This window comes from Schlesneria sp. (assembly GCF_036405755.1).
In the GTDB taxonomy this organism is placed as follows: Bacteria; Planctomycetota; Planctomycetia; order Planctomycetales; family Planctomycetaceae; genus Schlesneria; species Schlesneria sphaerica.
Window position 1 is genome coordinate 1 of the sequence record NZ_DASWWZ010000511.1, and the last position, 16,364, is coordinate 16,364.

13 protein-coding genes are annotated in these 16,364 nt (G+C 56.0%); 5 read left to right on the forward strand and 8 right to left on the reverse strand.

The annotated features are described in order from the left end of the window. Positions 1-136: 136 nt before the first annotated feature. Positions 137-1,078: an SMP-30/gluconolactonase/LRE family protein gene (locus tag VGE80_RS17305; protein WP_440593539.1), complete on the forward strand. Its 942-nt coding sequence runs from the start codon at positions 137-139 to the stop codon at positions 1,076-1,078. Between the two features lie 144 nt (positions 1,079-1,222). Here the strand turns inward: VGE80_RS17305 and VGE80_RS17310 are convergent, their stop codons facing one another. The 5 genes from VGE80_RS17310 to VGE80_RS17330 all read right to left on the reverse strand — a co-directional run bounded on the left by VGE80_RS17310 (position 1,223) and on the right by VGE80_RS17330 (position 7,980). Then, complete coding sequence (locus VGE80_RS17310) at positions 1,223-1,627, reverse strand: phasin family protein (RefSeq protein ID WP_440593540.1); 405 nt, start codon at positions 1,625-1,627, stop codon at positions 1,223-1,225. Between the two features lie 300 nt (positions 1,628-1,927). Then, the gene (locus tag VGE80_RS17315) at positions 1,928-2,551 is read right to left on the reverse strand and encodes an RDD family protein (RefSeq protein WP_373653753.1); all 624 of its coding nucleotides are present in this window, start codon (positions 2,549-2,551) and stop codon (positions 1,928-1,930) included. A gap of 493 nt (positions 2,552-3,044) precedes the next feature. Beyond that, complete coding sequence (locus tag VGE80_RS17320; protein ID WP_440593541.1) at positions 3,045-4,733, reverse strand: hypothetical protein; 1,689 nt, start codon at positions 4,731-4,733, stop codon at positions 3,045-3,047. 118 nt (positions 4,734-4,851) lie between these two features. Further along, entirely contained in the window at positions 4,852-6,210 is a 1,359-nt protein-coding gene (locus tag VGE80_RS17325; RefSeq protein ID WP_440593542.1) for a DUF1501 domain-containing protein, read from the reverse strand. Positions 6,211-6,354: 144 nt separating this feature from the next. Beyond that, positions 6,355-7,980 carry a DUF1549 and DUF1553 domain-containing protein gene (locus VGE80_RS17330; protein WP_440593543.1) on the reverse strand — a complete coding sequence of 542 codons (1,626 nt, stop codon included), beginning with the start codon at positions 7,978-7,980 and terminating at the stop codon, positions 6,355-6,357. A 466-nt stretch (positions 7,981-8,446) separates the two neighbouring features. Between VGE80_RS17330 and VGE80_RS17335 the strand changes: the two genes are divergently transcribed. Then, a complete protein-coding gene (locus VGE80_RS17335) occupies positions 8,447-10,708 on the forward strand; it encodes a serine/threonine-protein kinase (RefSeq protein WP_397568688.1) in 2,262 nt (753 codons plus the stop codon). A gap of 63 nt (positions 10,709-10,771) precedes the next feature. Here VGE80_RS17335 and VGE80_RS17340 read toward each other — a convergent pair whose 3' ends face one another. From VGE80_RS17340 to VGE80_RS17350, 3 genes are all read right to left on the reverse strand, one after another. After that, a complete protein-coding gene (locus VGE80_RS17340; RefSeq protein WP_373653748.1) occupies positions 10,772-11,479 on the reverse strand; it encodes a hypothetical protein in 708 nt (235 codons plus the stop codon). Between the two features lie 78 nt (positions 11,480-11,557). Then, the gene (locus tag VGE80_RS17345; RefSeq protein WP_397568690.1) at positions 11,558-12,616 is read right to left on the reverse strand and encodes a DUF1559 domain-containing protein; all 1,059 of its coding nucleotides are present in this window, start codon (positions 12,614-12,616) and stop codon (positions 11,558-11,560) included. 773 nt (positions 12,617-13,389) lie between these two features. Next, positions 13,390-13,659, reverse strand: coding sequence for a hypothetical protein (locus VGE80_RS17350; RefSeq protein WP_373653746.1), 270 nt, complete (start codon positions 13,657-13,659; stop codon positions 13,390-13,392). Between the two features lie 118 nt (positions 13,660-13,777). On the opposite strand from VGE80_RS17350, the gene bshB1 reads away from it, so the two are divergent. The 3 genes from bshB1 to murD form a co-directional block, all read left to right on the forward strand. After that, a complete protein-coding gene (bshB1, locus tag VGE80_RS17355) occupies positions 13,778-14,503 on the forward strand; it encodes a bacillithiol biosynthesis deacetylase BshB1 (RefSeq protein WP_373653827.1) in 726 nt (241 codons plus the stop codon). An 8-nt stretch (positions 14,504-14,511) separates the two neighbouring features. Beyond that, positions 14,512-15,111 (forward strand): HAD family hydrolase, encoded by a 600-nt coding sequence (locus VGE80_RS17360; RefSeq protein WP_397568691.1) that lies wholly within the window; start codon positions 14,512-14,514, stop codon positions 15,109-15,111. Then, positions 15,108-16,364: UDP-N-acetylmuramoyl-L-alanine--D-glutamate ligase (murD, locus tag VGE80_RS17365; RefSeq protein WP_440593544.1), on the forward strand; the 1,257-nt coding region annotated here is incomplete at its 3' end. The genes VGE80_RS17360 and murD, both read left to right, overlap by 4 nt.

The window sequence follows — 16,364 nt, forward strand, 5'->3', positions numbered from 1 at the left end:
GGAATGTTCCATCACCTGCGGGGGTGATGCGGTAAGCTGTCCGGTACAGTGTCGAGTTTACTCGTCCAGGGCCTCGGGACCTAATGGGCTGGTCGAATTTCTGCTGATGAGTGACATCAACTGAGGAGTCGTATGCATGAAGGTTACTTTCGCATTGTCTGCGTGTGTATGGATGCTGACCACGTGTGGTGCTTTTGCACAAGCACCCGCTGGGGCTTCCAACGAGTTTCAGGCGGGCCAGCCCCTGGGTTCCGTCAATGAAGCTGGGCAATTTGTAAAGATGACCAGCAACGTCAAAGTCTACGGAAGTTTTCGCTTTGCGGAAAGTTGCACGTATGATCCCGGTCGAAATCTGATTGTGGTCATGAACGCAGGTGTTCCTCAGGCTCAGGAACCCAACGACGGATACGTCTCGCTGCTGCACCCGGATGGGTCCGTCCACACGGCCAAGTGGATCGGTGCCACTCGCGACGGACTGACGCTCAATCATCCGCTCGGCAGTGCCATCCAGAACGGAGTCCTTTACGCCGCAGACATTGATGTCGTGCGCACGTTTGATCTGGCGACGGGGAAGCCGGGCCGTGCCTATCCCGTCGAAGGGGCTACGTTTCTTAACGGGATTGCTGTGACCAAAGAGGGGACCATCTTCGTTTCGAACACCCGGCCAGAAAGCCGTGTCTATAAAATCACCCGCGATGGTGTGGTGACGACGTTTGTGGAAGGCGAACCCCTCGTCAGTCCCAACGGCGTGGCGATTGATCAGGAGGGGCACGTTGTTGTCGTGAACGTGGGAAACAATGCCCTGCTGACGTTTGATCCGGCATCAGCCAGGTTGATCCGCACCGAACACTCGGCGGAAGGAGGCAATGATGGGCTGGTCATCCTTCCGGATGGGACGAAGTATGTCAGCAGCGTCCGCTTCGGAAGCATCTCGGAAATTCGTCCAGGCCAACCTGTCAAGGTGATTGCCGCAGGGATCCCCAGCGCGGCTTCGATGGGCTACGACTCAAAGCAGAAGCAGCTCATTATTCCCATGAACAACAACAACGCAGTCGCCTTTGTCAAACTCGAAGATTGAGTTTCGGCTGAATGAGGATGGCCTTCGTTCTCACGCAAAATAGGTCAAATGTTGGTGATGCAAACCCGCGTAGTCTGTTAGCCAGACTACGCGTGCAATTTGTTTCTCGAAAGAGCTTCGACAAGGTGTTCGCAGAACGGACTCTCAGGAACACTTTTCGGCTAGTTTCTTTTCCAACAGTTCAATCCGCTGTGTGAGAGAATCGATGTCCTCCTGGCGCGCCACTCCCGCTCTCGACAGGACAGTATCGAGGCTTTGATCTGTCAGCTTCTGGACGGTACTGCCGACACTTTCCGCTTCGTGCTTTACGTTCGCTTTCAGTAGTCCTAACTGAATGAATGCCTGATCGATCCTGCGATCGATCTCCGCACCGAGTTCGGCTCGTGCCTTCTCGACGCGTTCGTTCAGTTCCGCTTGAAATTCCGCAGCGTCTGCCTCGGATAGTTTTGCCCGTCGCGCAACCTCCGCAACGACTCCTTCCACTTTCTCTCGTGTCAAATCTGCCAAACCGATACTGGCAAACACAGCCTGCTTCAAGGTATCGAACATGCTGCCCCTTCGTGAGATGTGAAACGATCCCGCCTGTTTTGGAATCCCCTGGAAAACTTTTCCAGTGACCGTTCGTGACGCGGGAATCTGAAATGACTTTAACGTGATTGTCCCGACTTCCCAATCAATTTGCACGGCAAACTGATCAGGCAGGCATCGTCACGAGGACCACACCGCAAGATGTCAGGCTCGACCATTCAATGCAAATGGCAAGGTCTCTGCCCGGATCAATCCCTTTCGCTACGACTTGCCGGTTGATCAGGCCTACAGATTTCAGGAATGAGGATTTCGCTTGCTGGGTCAGGTTTTGGGCGGAGCTTTTACTCTTTCGCAGACGCATGGGTAAGAGATCACGATTCCCATCGCGGTCACGAATCGGCGCGAGATTCTGCCGGTTCCCGTGGGGACGGCCTTGTTGCGAATGAGTCGAGTCTCGAATACCAGATCCCGGAGCATCTGCCGTTCGTCCTCAACAGCCGTCCACAGGAGGTCGGTGACGATGCTGACCGGGTAGTAGCAGCAAATGCTGAGCACGGACCAGATTAGCCGTTTGGTCATCCGCCAGGGAGAGGGGGGCTGGCCATGAATCGTCACGATCCGGGCGTCTGTGATCCAGTAACCAGGCGAACGGAATCGCGAGGGTTTAAGAACCGCGAGATAAAACCAGCAGACGACGAGACAGGCACTCAGTCCCACCACGTTATATGCGTTTGCGGGAGCCGTCTTAGACGAGTTGAAAATCGCTGCGTCAATGTCAAGTAAGATCAGGCATATCAGTTGAAGAACAAATCCGTCGATGGCAAAGATGAGGGCGTGTCGAGTGGCTCCGACGTAATCTTGACGCCGATAGAGGGGTGGACCTGCCGTTCGTGGGATAAAATCATCCTCTTCCAAACGGGTCGCCTCGTCATTGAGCGAATTCATGTGTTTTTCCCCGGCGAGAATAACGAACTCGCAGTCTTCGCGATTCGTCGTGTAAGCGGGTGGTCGTATCCGCGAATGCGGATTAGTACTCAAACGTCAATCGTAAACCTCGGTCGACCTCATGCACGGAGCGGAGAGAGTCGTCAATTGATTTCCGTCTCTCTGTTTCCATAGTAATGCTACATTCGATCTTATACTTCGATTTCCCCAGAGATGTTAGTGCACCATACACGCATTGGCTCTGTCGGCCACGCGGGTGAATTGTCATTTGAGAAAAGCTCTACATTGCGGAGGACGAGCCCCGCGATGAGGGGCTCGTCACATCGGTACCTAAGCGGCAACGTGATTTAGAGAGCTGTGCGCGAGATCGATCGGCGGACCGTACTCACCTGTGAAGCAGGTCGACATGTGAGAAGGGATGTCGCAATACGGCTGAAGCCTCTCAGGACATTGCTCTGGCCGTCGACACGATGAGCGGGGACCTGGATTGCGGTCACTTTAACGATTCAACGGGAGCGGAAAGGGCTTCTGTCAGGTCGATGTACTGATCCTTGTTCTGGTCGAACTGCTCAAAGAGCGAGAGGTCGCCCAGGAACTCACGTTGCGATACTTCACCGTCGCGGTTTTTGTCCATTTTACGAAACCAGAGCGGTCCCGTTGTCAGTTCCGCCAGCGTTCCTGTCTGGTTGCCGCGATCGACATTGCCTTCCAGGGCGGGCAGCGTCCCTTGTGCGACAACCAGACGATACTGCAGCGGGACTTCTGAGTCGGACAAGAGTCCATCCCCGTCTTTGTCCCAGAGGGCGAGTTTCTCTGCCGCCGACTTGAGTTCACGGAACGAGAGACGACGGTCTCGATCTGTATCCAGGATCTCGAACAAGGTGCGGCCCTGCTCATTGATATTCAGGACGACGCGGCTGCGGGCAACACCGAATCGGAGCTGAAAGTAGGCGACGACTTCTTCAAGGAATAGCTTTTCATTCTTGTCCGCATCCAGGTCCTGGAATGTTGCGCCGAAGAAGAAGGCACGATCGGCCTCGCTTTTCTCCAGGTACCCGTTTGCATCCGCATCCGCTGCCATGAACTGGGGCTTCAGAAATTGGTCCGCCGATGGCACCCGCGAAACGTTGTTCTTGACCAGGCATAGTTGGGTGCTTCCCAAGTTAATATTGGCAGAGCCGTCAGGGCTGATTTTGACTTTATCCTGAAGTTCGTCCGTCACTGTATGAGTGCTTAAGGGGCTATCTTCGCCTAGATTGAATGTGATGATGATCGTTGGTTCCGGGTGTGTCAGAAACTGACGGAGTTCATCAAAGTCAAGCTGGCCGTCCCCATCGCCGTCGTAGCGGGTGAACGCGGTTTGTGACAGCCCGATTTCCTGGGGGCTGAGTTTCTGATTGCGGACCCTGGAACCAGGTAATCCCGACTTGAGTGGGTCGGTCGTGTCATATTTCTCGATCAGGCGACGGACTTGCTTCTGCAGGGATTCATCGAAGCCCGCACCCAGGAAAGGGCTCGTCGACCCCATTCGATCCTGAGTCTGCGGGAGTCGCTGCTGGTTGACGACCGTATCGGTGAGGGGATTGAGTTCCGCAGCGCTGATGGTTTCGTCATGGTCCAGGTCGAGTTTCCGTAGTGTCTGCAGCGCACCGGTCAACTCATCGGCCGAGAGCTTGCCATCGCGATTGGTGTCCAGTTGCAGAAAAAGTGAGGTCTCCGACGGACTTGTCCCTCGACGTGGTTGCCGATTCCCGTTCTGCGGTTCTGCATTCGGCTGGAAAAAGGCGACGAAGGGATTCAGGCCGATGCGTCGATAGTACGCGAGAAATTCCTGACGGGTAATCTTGCCGTCGGCAGGGCTCGTATCAGGAACGAGATTCCGGGCAACGGTTTCGCTGGAAGGCGTCAATTGAGCTTGTCGAGCGTCGTTGGCCGTCAGGTATTTACCGTTCGTTTCGTTCGTGGTGACCGTGCCGTCACCGTTGCTGTCCAGCGATTTCATCAGATGATCAATGTAATGCTCGAACGCTCCGCGGGGTGTCGATCCTTCGACCTCGATGATCAGTTTGAGGACGAGCACACCGTTCTCACCCAGGTAGACCGAGTAGGCGGCTTCATCGGGGGCGTCACTGGCCCACAGCGGCAGCGCCAGGAGATTCAGCAGGCAGAATAGCCGTTTCATAATGACACCGAGGCACTTCTGATGTTGGGGTTGGTGCGGCCAGATGAGTTTTTGAAGTGCGGTCTCGCTGCAACTTCACCCGAAAGGCGATTCCATTTCAGCCGTCTTGCAGGGTGGTTCAGCCGACGATTTCTTCGATCGGTTTGGCAGTCGGATCTGCGAGTCGAATAGGGCGACCCACGTTCGAGATGTTCTGCTTCATCGAATCCAGCCCCAGCCCTTTGCACAGAGTCGCGAAGAGATCCTGGACGGAAACGGGACGCTCTTCGACCTTCATTCCATCTTCGCTCGTTTTCCCGACGACTTGTCCACCCCGGATCCCTCCACCGCAGAGCACGGTCGACCAGGCATTTGGGAAGTGATCGCGACCCGCCTGTTCATTGATTCGCGGGGTGCGTCCGAATTCTCCCATCCACACAATCATGGTTGAATCAAGCAGCCCGCGATCCTTCAGGTCGGTCATCAGCGTCGCCCAGGCGGGGTCCAGGGCCTCCAGCAGACCTTTGACGGATGTGAAGTTTTGCAAGTGAGTGTCCCACGCGAATGACTGGCCATTACCCAGGCCATTTAGCGAAACCTCCACGAACGGGACGCCTCGTTCCACGAGTCTTCGCGCAAGCAGGCAGGCCTGGCCGAACTGATTACGTCCGTACGCGTCACGAAGCTTCGCGTTTTCGTCATCGAGATTAAAGGCTTTAACCGCTTCTGAACGCATCATACGGACCGCTGCGGAGTAGGCTGACTGGTGGCTTTCGGCCGTGAGTCCCGGCCGGGTACTTGCAAAGTCCGTTTCCATGTCCGCCAGGAGAGATAACCGTGCATCCGCCCGTGCGATGTCGATTCCCAGGGGTAGCGACAGGTTCTTGACGGCCAGTGACCGGTCGTAGTTCATCTGGTTCGCGTTCCCGAGCGGGTTGGCATCGCCCACGATGAGGGGGGCGAACTTGGGACCGAGAAACCCTGGCCCGTAGGCTGCCGGGCTGAACTGTGTGTAGGGTGCGACCGCGACAAAATTCGGGAGATCCGAGTCTTCTTGTCCCAGTTCCTTGCTGAAGAGCGATCCAAGCGTGGGGTAATCAATGGGACCTTGCGGCAGATTGCCGGTACGGAGCAGGTAGGTGGCCCGCGTATGGTCTCCTTCCTTGGTGCTCATCGAACGGATGGGGGCACAGTACTGCATCAGCCGCGCGACTTGCGGAAGATGCTCGCAGATCTGAACCCCAGGAACCGAGGTCTCGATCGGTTTGAATTGTCCTCCGTTCGCGTGGCCCGGTTTCATGTCGAACGTGTCTGTCTGGGGGGGGCCACCAGTCATCCACAACAGGATCACGGATCGCTGACGTTCCGTTGTTTGACCGGCGGTGTTGTTCGCGAATGCGGGAAGCCAGCCCGACATGGAAGCGCCGAAGGCTCCATAGGCGGACAGCCGTTTCATCATGTCGCGACGGGAAAGGGAAGACTCAGCAGCCATGGTCATGCTCCGGTCTGAGGTTGGGATGTTTCGCGGTGGCGGCTTGCAAGAGACCGAAGGACATGAGACTGCGTGACACCAGAGCACAGTTTCAGGCCATCGTTCCTTTCCGCCTTCTGATTCCGGGTTGGCTCGATAAGACTGACGTCATTAGTGGTTGAAGAGAAATTCCGAGCTGTTCAGCAGGGCCCAGAAGACGTCGGCCAGAGCCTGCTTGGGATTTTCCGCAGGGCCGCCAGAGTCGACGTATTGAGTTAATCGCTCTCGTTCTTCAGGTCGCGGTTTGCGAGTCAGGGTGGCCAGATACAGGGCATCAATCCGGTCCGCTGTCTTCATCCAGGGAAATTCCGCAACGGCGGATAGTGTCGAACTTTGTTCCAGGCTGGTGACAGAGGTCGAAAACTGACCGTTCATCATTGCCAGTGCCTGCAGGATTGATGTCTGACGCTCGGTCGGGGAATCACTGTTCGAATCGAACAGTTCCAGAAATTCCGTTCGAGGTCCGGGGCGATCGAGCTGAAATGGCTGTATCGGCTGGAAGGGTTCGAGATATCCGACCGCGACAGCCATGGAATCAAATAGCTGCTCACCCGTCAGTCCCTGAACCGTCATCCTTGCGAACTGCTGTGGTTCGCCTTGTGATGCATGTGTCATCCGGCTTGATCGCTGGTAGGTCTTCGACGCCGTCAGGCCCCGGATAAAGTACTTCAAATCAAAATCATGTTCGGCAAAATCCAAGGCGAGCGCTTCGAGCAGTTCGGGATGGCTGGGCTGATTCGGTCCGCCGAAATCATCGATGGGATCAACAATTCCGACGCCGAAGAAGTGTCCCCACAGCCGGTTCACCACGGCTTTTGAGAAGTAAGGATTTTGTTTGGTTGTGAGCCAGTCGGCGAGTGTCCGACGGGAGCTGACCTTTGATCGCCATTGGGGCTGGCTTCCGTCGAGATACATCGCCTGGACAACGGTTTCCTGTTCGGGAATCGTCAATTCGCGCCGATCGAAGACTTCTTTGACCTGACCGAGGGCGTTCTCGTCCCGGCTGGTGCGTTCGATCCCGGCAAAGAACGCGGCATAGCCCCAGAATTGCTCTTGTTTCCAGTCGTCGTGGGGATGATTGTGACATTGAGCACATTCGATCCGAATCCCCATGAACATCCGCGAAGTGGCGGCAGCCAGATTCTCTGGTTTGATCTGCTTGGTGGTAAAAAAGGCAATGGGGGTAAGTGGCCCGGTCGATTGCATCGCGACATTCATGGAACGATCTCCCGCGAGTGGAGTCGTCAGGAGTTCGTAGACGATTGCGTTGTAGTGGGTGTTTCGCGCCAGATGCTGACGGAGCCAGGCCTGAAAACCGGGCCGCTGAGCCCTGTTCTGAATGTCCGTTCCGGATTCGGGCATCAGGACCCGTGTCCAGAAGTTGCTGAAGTTCGTGATATATTGCGGACCTTCCAGCAGATCTTCGACCTCGAGTCGGCGGTTTTGGGGAGACTCACTGGCGAGAAAACGGCGAGTCTGTGCCACGGTGGGGATCGTCCCGCCGATGTGCAGATATACCCGGCGCAGGTATTCTGCGTCGTCCGCAATCGGTGCAGGGGTCACCCCATCTGATTCCCAGCGAGCTTCGATGTGGCGATCAATCAGGTCTGCCAGGTGCTGCGCGTCGTCGGCCTTGACCGGACGTGATAGAATCAGAGCGCCGAGGAAAAGGATCCCCCACAGGGCGCCAGAGAGGGGGCAAGCCGTGGCACCGCGGAGCTGCTTCAAGGAGGGCACGGATGCTGCTTCGGACATCCTCAAGGGGTGAGAGTGCGACCCGGGGCGGATGCAGTTCTTGAGGATCATGGTCAGGCACTCTCATTGGCTGTGGGCTATGGAGAGGACGTCTCAAATAGAACGGTTGACGGGTCGATCAAACGGATCTCGAGGCTGTAAATCGTGTTGTGAATTCTGTACATGCGAGTGATCAGATGACTCGGCCGCCCCAGGGATTCGACGTGATTTTGCACATTTGTTGCGGGAGCGGAGAAGGCAATAACTATTAACAGACGAAACGTCTGATTTGTCAAGCCTGTTTTTCGGTTTGACGCACTCTCTAGTATCTGATTTGACCGATTTGATGTGGTGGCGACTTGCGGAACAGGCCGCGAGAACCCCACAATGAACCAGTTAAACGCCGAAACTGTCCGGATCGAAAAGTGCCCCGAGTCTGGTGGTGGGGCTGTCCCCGATTGGAAGAGTCATGTCGCGCAAACTCCACGTGAGTAAAACCGTCTTAACCGATAAAGAGACGCAGATCTATTCACCCCACGATCTGGTTGCGAAAATCTGCGATGAGTTTGATGCGCGAGTCTGGAGCAACGCCAATCCGAAGATCGAAGACTACCTCGATCGTATCAAGACGGCAGAGCGACGTCCCCTGCTGCGCAAGCTTGTTGAAATCGAGTACCAGTACGCGCGCCATTGCGGAACGGCCGATTTCTCGGCCTACTTCGAGCGTTTCCCTGAATCGATCGACGTGTTGCAGCCTCTCTATGAAGAACTAGTCGAGGGAAAGGGAGGGGCGGGGCTCACCAAAACTAAGATGAATCCCGATGCAGAAACTGACTCGAAAGTCTTGCCACAACTGAAGCGTTTCCAGTTGATCAAGAAAGCCGGAGAGGGGGGCTTTGGAACGGTCTGGAAAGCTTATGATCTCAAGTTGACACGAGAAGTCGCCGTCAAGCTGGCCAACAAAGGCGCTGCGGCAACGCGAAACTTCTCTGCCATCATGCATGAGGCCCAGACCAATGCGAAACTGCATCATCCCAATATCGTCGAAGTTTACGATATTGATGAAGACGCGTTTGCCATTGTAACGCACTACATTGAGGGCTGTAATCTGAAAGAATGGCGTCGCGATCGCGTCGTTGACCCCATCTCGGCTGCCCAATTGGTGAAGAAGCTCGCGAATGCCGTCCAGTTCGCTCATACCAATGGCGTGATCCACCGCGATTTGAAGCCGTCGAATGTGCTGATGAATCTGGCGGGGGAACCGCTGATTGCCGATTTTGGTCTCGCGAAGCATGAATTCGGTGACGATGCACTGGCAACGCCTGGCAAAGTCATGGGCACGATTGAATATATGTCGCCCGAGCAGGCGCGTGCGGACCATGACGCGGTGGATCGTCGCAGTGACATTTACTCCCTCGGGGTCATTCTTTACGAACTGCTGACGGGACAGTTGCCGTTCCGTGGCGAAGAGTTGATGGTGATTTCGCAGGTTCTTCATGAAGAGCCTGTGCATCCCAGGGCGATCAATCCCAGGATTCCCCCCGACCTGGCAGATATCTGCCTGAAGTGTCTGAAGAAGTCTCCCGAAGACCGATATGCTCATGCGCGGGATCTGCAAAACGATCTCGAACGATATCTGGATGGTGAGGTGATTCAGGGGGTGACGCGGCCATGGCATTACCATATGACCAAACGGCTGACGAAGCACTATCACCGCGCACGCCACTGGTGGCTAGGCATGATTGCGGGAGTCGGGGTGATTGCCACCTTCTGGTGGGCATCGTTGCCTGCCCCGTTCCGACAACAAGTTGTCTTTCAGACAGATCCACCCGGCTGCTCCATCACTGCGGTCGAACTTGACCCCGTTACGGGTGAGCCAGACCCTGAAAAGATCCACAATTTACGCGGTGTCACTCCGCTTCGCGCCAAATTGCCACCAGGTGACTACTTCATCGTCGCTGTGTTGAATGGAAGCGGAGGTCGCGACGGCACGGCTCGATTCCACGAAGTGTTCCGGCGCGTTCCTGAAGCCGAAGAAGGGGCCTCGTTTGCTCGTAACCATAACTTCTGGAAGAAAGACAGTTCTGGCCGGGTGGTGCTGCCGAGGATCGTGATTCCTCCGGCGGACACGACTACCCCGATGTTCTACGTGGAAGACTCGCTGGTTGAGTCACCCGTGCTGATGTCTCCGGATACGAATACGGCCCCTGACATGGTGGTCGTTCCCGCGTTTTACGCTGACCTGAACGAAGTCCAGGTGGATTTGATTGAGCAGTTCTCGCCAAACAGGGCCAAGGTATCGGATATGCCGCCCTTGGCTTCAGTCAGGTATGACGAGGCTCTTTCACATGCAGAACGGACGGGGAAGCGAGTGCCGTTTGCTGCGGAACTTGCGGCCCTGGAGGCGGCTGCGGACCGCGACGGGCGGCTGGAGAATGCGAGAATTTCCGGTGTTCACTCGGGGCTGTGGGAGTGGACCGCGACTCGTCCCGCAGCAGCTGGTACGCTTCAAGGGAAACGGGCCTCGCTCGGCGATCTTGAGTCGAGGACACGCATTATTCGAAACGGTCCCTTGTCTGAAGCGTCAGAAGCAACTTCGCATTCCAAGGTTCAGATCGAGTACTTCACCGAAGGGTGGACCGGGGTCAGAACTGTTCGGAGTGCACGACCGCATCGATCCGCTGCTGATTTTATGTCTTACCAAAAGAAAACTCCCTCACGGGCGAAGTGAGGGAGTTTCTGATGTCAGCGGCAGTTGAGACTTCCGCTGTTCGGAACAGCAATGCTGAGCGTTTTATTCGCGGAACAGTGGTGCTTTTGAAATGATAGTGTAATTAGCGCCATCGACATTGATCACGCCCTGGTAGGCCGAATCGACGTTCGGCATCTTCTTAGGTACGTAAGTCGAAACATTGGATTGCGATGCATCAGTGATCTCATAACCAAGTTTGGCTGTCTTGGACGGAGCGGAACTTTGGATGACACCTGCGCGGCCTGGGCTGAACTTGAGGTCAAAGATTTTGACCTGAACCTTCTCACCCAATTCGGTTTTCACAGTCACTACGCGACTGTTCTGGCAGGTCACACCATCACGGGGATTCCATGTATAGGTTCCTTCGGCATCGGCATCGATTCGCTGCCATTTCGTGGGGACCAGTTGGGCAAATTCCGATTTGCTTGAAAAAGGCTTCCGGAGCCCGGCAAAAGGATCTTTCTTCGCAGGCTGGTCCTTGGAGCTGACATTTGCTGCTCGGGCGAACAGTGTGTGGACGCAGTTAGGGCAGTTTTCCGGCACGTTTGGATCGTCAGAGTCAGCCCAGTAGTAGCAGAAGTAGGCGTCGCTGCAGGGGTAGGCGTTCGAAATGTCAATCATGTCTGATACATAAAGGGCCGTCCCGCCATCGATGTAGACTGGCCAGTAAAGACAGTAACGTAATTCCTCCGCCATCAGGCTGACACTTGAACTGAGGCAAATCGCCAAGCTGAGTAGAAAATGCCGCACAGTACTTACTCCTTCAATACTTTGTGACTCGAAACCATTCGACACGCAGCAAAACTCGCGAGAGCGACTTGTCCGTGGTCAGTCGAGACTGATCGCGGCTCCGTCGTCCCGCGTCGCCAGGGCCTTGAGCAGGTACATATCCATACTGCTGCTCAGAAACCTGACTGACCCATCACACTGAAGCGCTCCGGCGCCACCAGCATGTTCTGAGTTGATCGGACGATTCGGAGTGCCCGCCTGGCATGCACTTCCCTCAACAGGGGCTTCACGCATACCGACCGGGTGACGAACCGTGGTCAGGTTGTAGCATCGGGTAGCTAACCTTGAGTTGGGGTTCTGGTAGCTTGCGCCTGTCCCAAAACTGTCGGTGCTGCGCAACCAACTGACTGGATAACCGCCGTCCATGCGGAGCTTTCGGCCGGTGGCGTCAGTCACGGGTGCCGAGGACTCAGCAATCACAATGGTGCTGCTGCTACCGTCCTGGACATCGCGCATCGACCTAACTTCATTCGCGAGCAGGACTCCCCCCCAGGACATCTGGCCGACCACACCAGAGCACACGGCGAAATTTTTCACACGTGTTTCCGGGAAATCAGGATTGCCTGGGGAAGTCGCAGTCGCCCCGGAAATGCCGACATACGAGGGCATGAGGACGGGAATCGCAACGACAGGATAGAATTCGGCAAGAGTGGAGCTGGGGCAGCGATACGCTGGGATGTAAGCACCCCGGACGGCCGGACCGTTTGGTCCCAGCGAGACATCGCCACTTCCAGGTGCGGAGAGGTTGAGCTTGCTATACAAGACCTGTTGATCGAGGTGAGGAAGCAGGCCCACAAAAAACGACGGGCCGGCCTGCGGAAATTGTGCTCCGCTGGACATGATCCGTGGCTGCACGAACCCACCGATAGGAAAGGTGCTGTGAGTGTCGTGATAATTGTGGATTGCGAGGCCAAGCTGCTTCAGGTTATTCTGACAGCGGATCCGATTTGCGGCTTCGCGTGCCTGCTGAACAGCCGGCAGCAACAAACTGACCAGCAAGGAAATGATCGCAATCACGACCAACAGCTCAATAAGGGTGAATCCGACGCGCGCCTGAGTTGGTTTAAAACAACCAGGGTTCTCTCGTAGCCGCAACAAAGCTTTGCTCTTTTTCTAACCGCCTGCCTGATAAAATCGGACCGACTCGTTCCCTGGTCCCCAGGGAGTTTGGATGAGGTTAAGAGGGAAGTCGATCTCAGGTCTGATCGAATCTCCTCGTAATTCACTGTCGCAACCGGTACTTGAACATCATGCCAGTCCCCGGTCTGGCATGCAAGATGGCACTCCAATCTCCACACCGTGGAGAATTTTACTTCCAAAACTGAACGTCAACTGGCCAAGTCGCTTGGCCGGGGCGTTGAAAAATGCCAACCGCTTGTATTGTAGCTACCATTTTTACATTACCAGCCTCAAAGTGAATGGCTTTCGCGCGGGGGTTCACGAATTCAGGATTGTTCATACCACGCGATTTCTCAATTTCCTCAGAAATGTAAGCTGGGCTGTTGGATTTCTTGAAGAATGCGGAAAATGCGTTGCTTAGAGAAACCCGCTGTGGCGGTGAGCTAAGATAAATGCTTCAGGGGTACTGGTCATTTGGGGATTTGATTTTCGAACACGTTTCCAACAATCTCTCGCCAAGTTGCGGGTTGCGTTCAAACGTACACTTCAAGAGTGTTTAATATTTCTCTTTTGTAAGAATTTTGTCGCAGGCTTTTTCGGGATTTGAGTCTTGGGCGGCTGTCGCACGCGCGGAGGTGCGGCGTGAGCCCGCCTGTGAGGTGACGCCCCGCCGATTTGGTCTGCGTGGAGCGACTCAATCGAATGTGGGCCGACCTCTCAAACATTGCAAGAATTGCCCCGGATGGCGAGGGTCACTTATACCCCAGGTTTCGTTCGATGTCTTGAGCCTGTTTGGACATGATCATCCCTTTAACGGGATCTCGCTCGTCTTCCAGGGGTCGGTTGCCCCGTCCGATCTTTCCCACTGATGCCCATTTGTCTTCTTCTTCCGTCTCCGGTTCCCACTGCTCGTGCTTGGCGAAGTAAGGGATGCCGTTTTTGATTCCGACTGAGGCACAGCCGGCGGACAGGCTGCTGATTCCGGCGACCAGCAGGACAAGCGAATGACGGGGGCGCAGCATGACTAGGCTCCACGGGGTTGCGGAGTTAAGCTTGGACGTAAATTGGGCGAGCGTGAGTTTGGGAGAAACCTCGCGCGGCTTATCCCAGAATCCTCTCCTTGTGTCGAGACGACTTCTTATGGAACAACTGGACTCGCCGCTGGACATTCTGGCGATTGCACCGCACCCCGATGACGCTGAGATCAGCGTGGGGGGGACCTTGATCCAGTGTCGTCGCCAGGGGCTGCGTGTCGGGGTTCTGGATCTGACCAATGGGGAACCAACCCCCTTCGGCTCGCCCGAGATTCGTGCTCGAGAGACTGCTGCGGCGACAAAAATTCTGCAACTGGATTGGAGGCACAATCTGGGGCTGGCGAACCGCTCGCTGGAACCGACGTTGGCGGCCCGTCGAAAACTGGCAAGTGTCTTTCGACAGGTGCGACCCCGGATCCTGCTCGCCCCTTACTGGGAAGACAGTCATCCCGATCACGTCGCGGCGACCAGTCTGATCGAAGCAGCCCGGTTCTGGTCGAAGCTATCGCGCACGGACATGCCCGGTGAACCATTTCACCCACCGCAGATCCTTTACTACTTCAGTATTCACTTGCGAATTCATCCTCAGCCTGCGTTTGTCTTTGATATCAGTGATGCGATCGACGAGAAAATGGCCTCGGTTCGTTGTTACGAAAGTCAGTTCTTTGCTGGTCGCAGTCAGGAGTTTCCTTCGCCGCTGGATGATATCCGAGATCGTGCCCGTTACTGGGGTTGGTCCATCAGTCGCAAGTTTGGTGAGCCCTTTGCCAGTCGTGAGTCGATCCGGATCGGGTCCTTTACGGCGATGACGGAGTTTTCGAAAGGGGCTTGATCGTTCCGATGACTGAAGTACGTGGTGTGATTTTCGATCTGGATGGGACCCTGGTCGATTCGCGACTCGATTTCGATGCGATGCGTCTCGAGATGGGTTTGCCGCAGGGGATGCCCATTCTGGAAGGGTTGGAACAGACTCCGGCAGGTCCGCAGCGCGACCGCATGGTGGCCATCATGAGAGCCCACGAGCTGCGAGGGGCGGATGAGGCGATCCTCTTTTCGGGCGTGACACAGTTCCTGGCCCAGATTCGCGACCTGGGCATCCCCTCAGCCGTGCTGACGCGAAATTCGCGCGAGGCGGCCGAACGGACTCTGGGGCGGTGGAATCTCACCTTCTCACAGGTCGTAACGCGTGAGGATGCTCCACCCAAGCCTGATCCTGCAGGGCCGATCATGATCGCCCGGAAATGGGGGATCCCCGTCACGCAGATCGTGATGGTGGGTGATTACCTTTTCGACATCGAAGCGGGGCGTCGAGCCGGAATGCGTAGCGTGTTGTTCGCTCCGCAGGAAATCCCCGATTACGCCCATCTGGCTGACATCGTCCTGAAGGATTTTCGTGATGCAGCAACGCTGCTGAACGTCCAGTCGGCACGGTCCCCATGATTCCAGATCACCCCTTTGACGATTACCGGGGTCGGCGAGTTCTCGTCATGGGTCTCGGCTCGTTTGGCGGGGGCATCGGCGCGGTTCGCTTTCTTGTCTCACGTGGCGCATCAGTCACAGTGACGGATCGTCGTTCCAGCGAGACTCTCGCCGAGGCATTAAACGAACTGAAGGACACCCCTCCCGATCGACTGGTTCTGGGGCAGCATCGCGAAGACGACTTCACCTCTGCCGATCTGGTGGTGGTGAATCCGGCCGTCAAGCGCGACTGTCCCTATCTCAACGCGGCTCTGGGTGCCGGAGTCCCGCTGACGAGTGAGATGAATCTGTTCTGGAAATGGAACCGAGCACCTGTCATTGGCGTGACCGGCAGCAATGGGAAGTCGACAACGACAGCACTGATTTACGCGATTCTGGAAAAGTTCCTGTCCTCTCAGTCCGGCCGTCGAGTCTGGCTGGGAGGGAATATCGGCAAGAGTCTGCTGCCCCAGGTCGATCAGATCCGGCCAACGGATCTGGTTGTACTGGAGCTCAGCAGCTTTCAACTGACCGATCTGGACCGGTTGCAGGTGAGTCCCCATGTGGCGGTGATTACAAATTTTGCTCCGAACCATCTGGACTGGCATCCCGGACTCGATCACTACCGCTCTGCAAAGCAGACAATGCTCCGCTGGCAAGGTGAGAGTGATGTCGCAGTCGTGAATGGGGATGACCTGGACGTCAAACAGTGGGGCACGCGGGGTATTCGCCGGGAGTTCAGCCTGCAACAGGGGGATTCGCCCGCGATCTATTATGAGCATCCGATGGCAGTCGTTCGTTCGGGCAATTCTGTGATGCGCTGGCCCCTGAGGGAGTGGTTGACACTGCCCGGAGACCACAACGTGGCGAATGCGTTAGCCGCGATCACTGCCGCGATCACGATGGGGGCGAACGAGACGAGTGTCCGGGAAGGGATTTCCTCGTACAAACCACTGCCGCATCGCCTGCAACTGATTGCCGAAGTGGAAGGCCGCAAATTCTATAATGACTCGCTTGCCACAACGCCCGAGTCGACCGAGGTGGCGCTGCGGGCGTTTGATGAGCCGATCGTGCTGCTGGCGGGAGGATACGACAAGCAGGTCGACTTGAGCGGGATGTCGGCGGCGATTGCCGCCCGGGCGAAAGCCGTCTCTCTGATGGGACAGACGGCGGCGCCATTAAATAGCCTGTTGAACGCGGTCCCCTCAACGATGTGCATCGTTTCAGAACCGCAG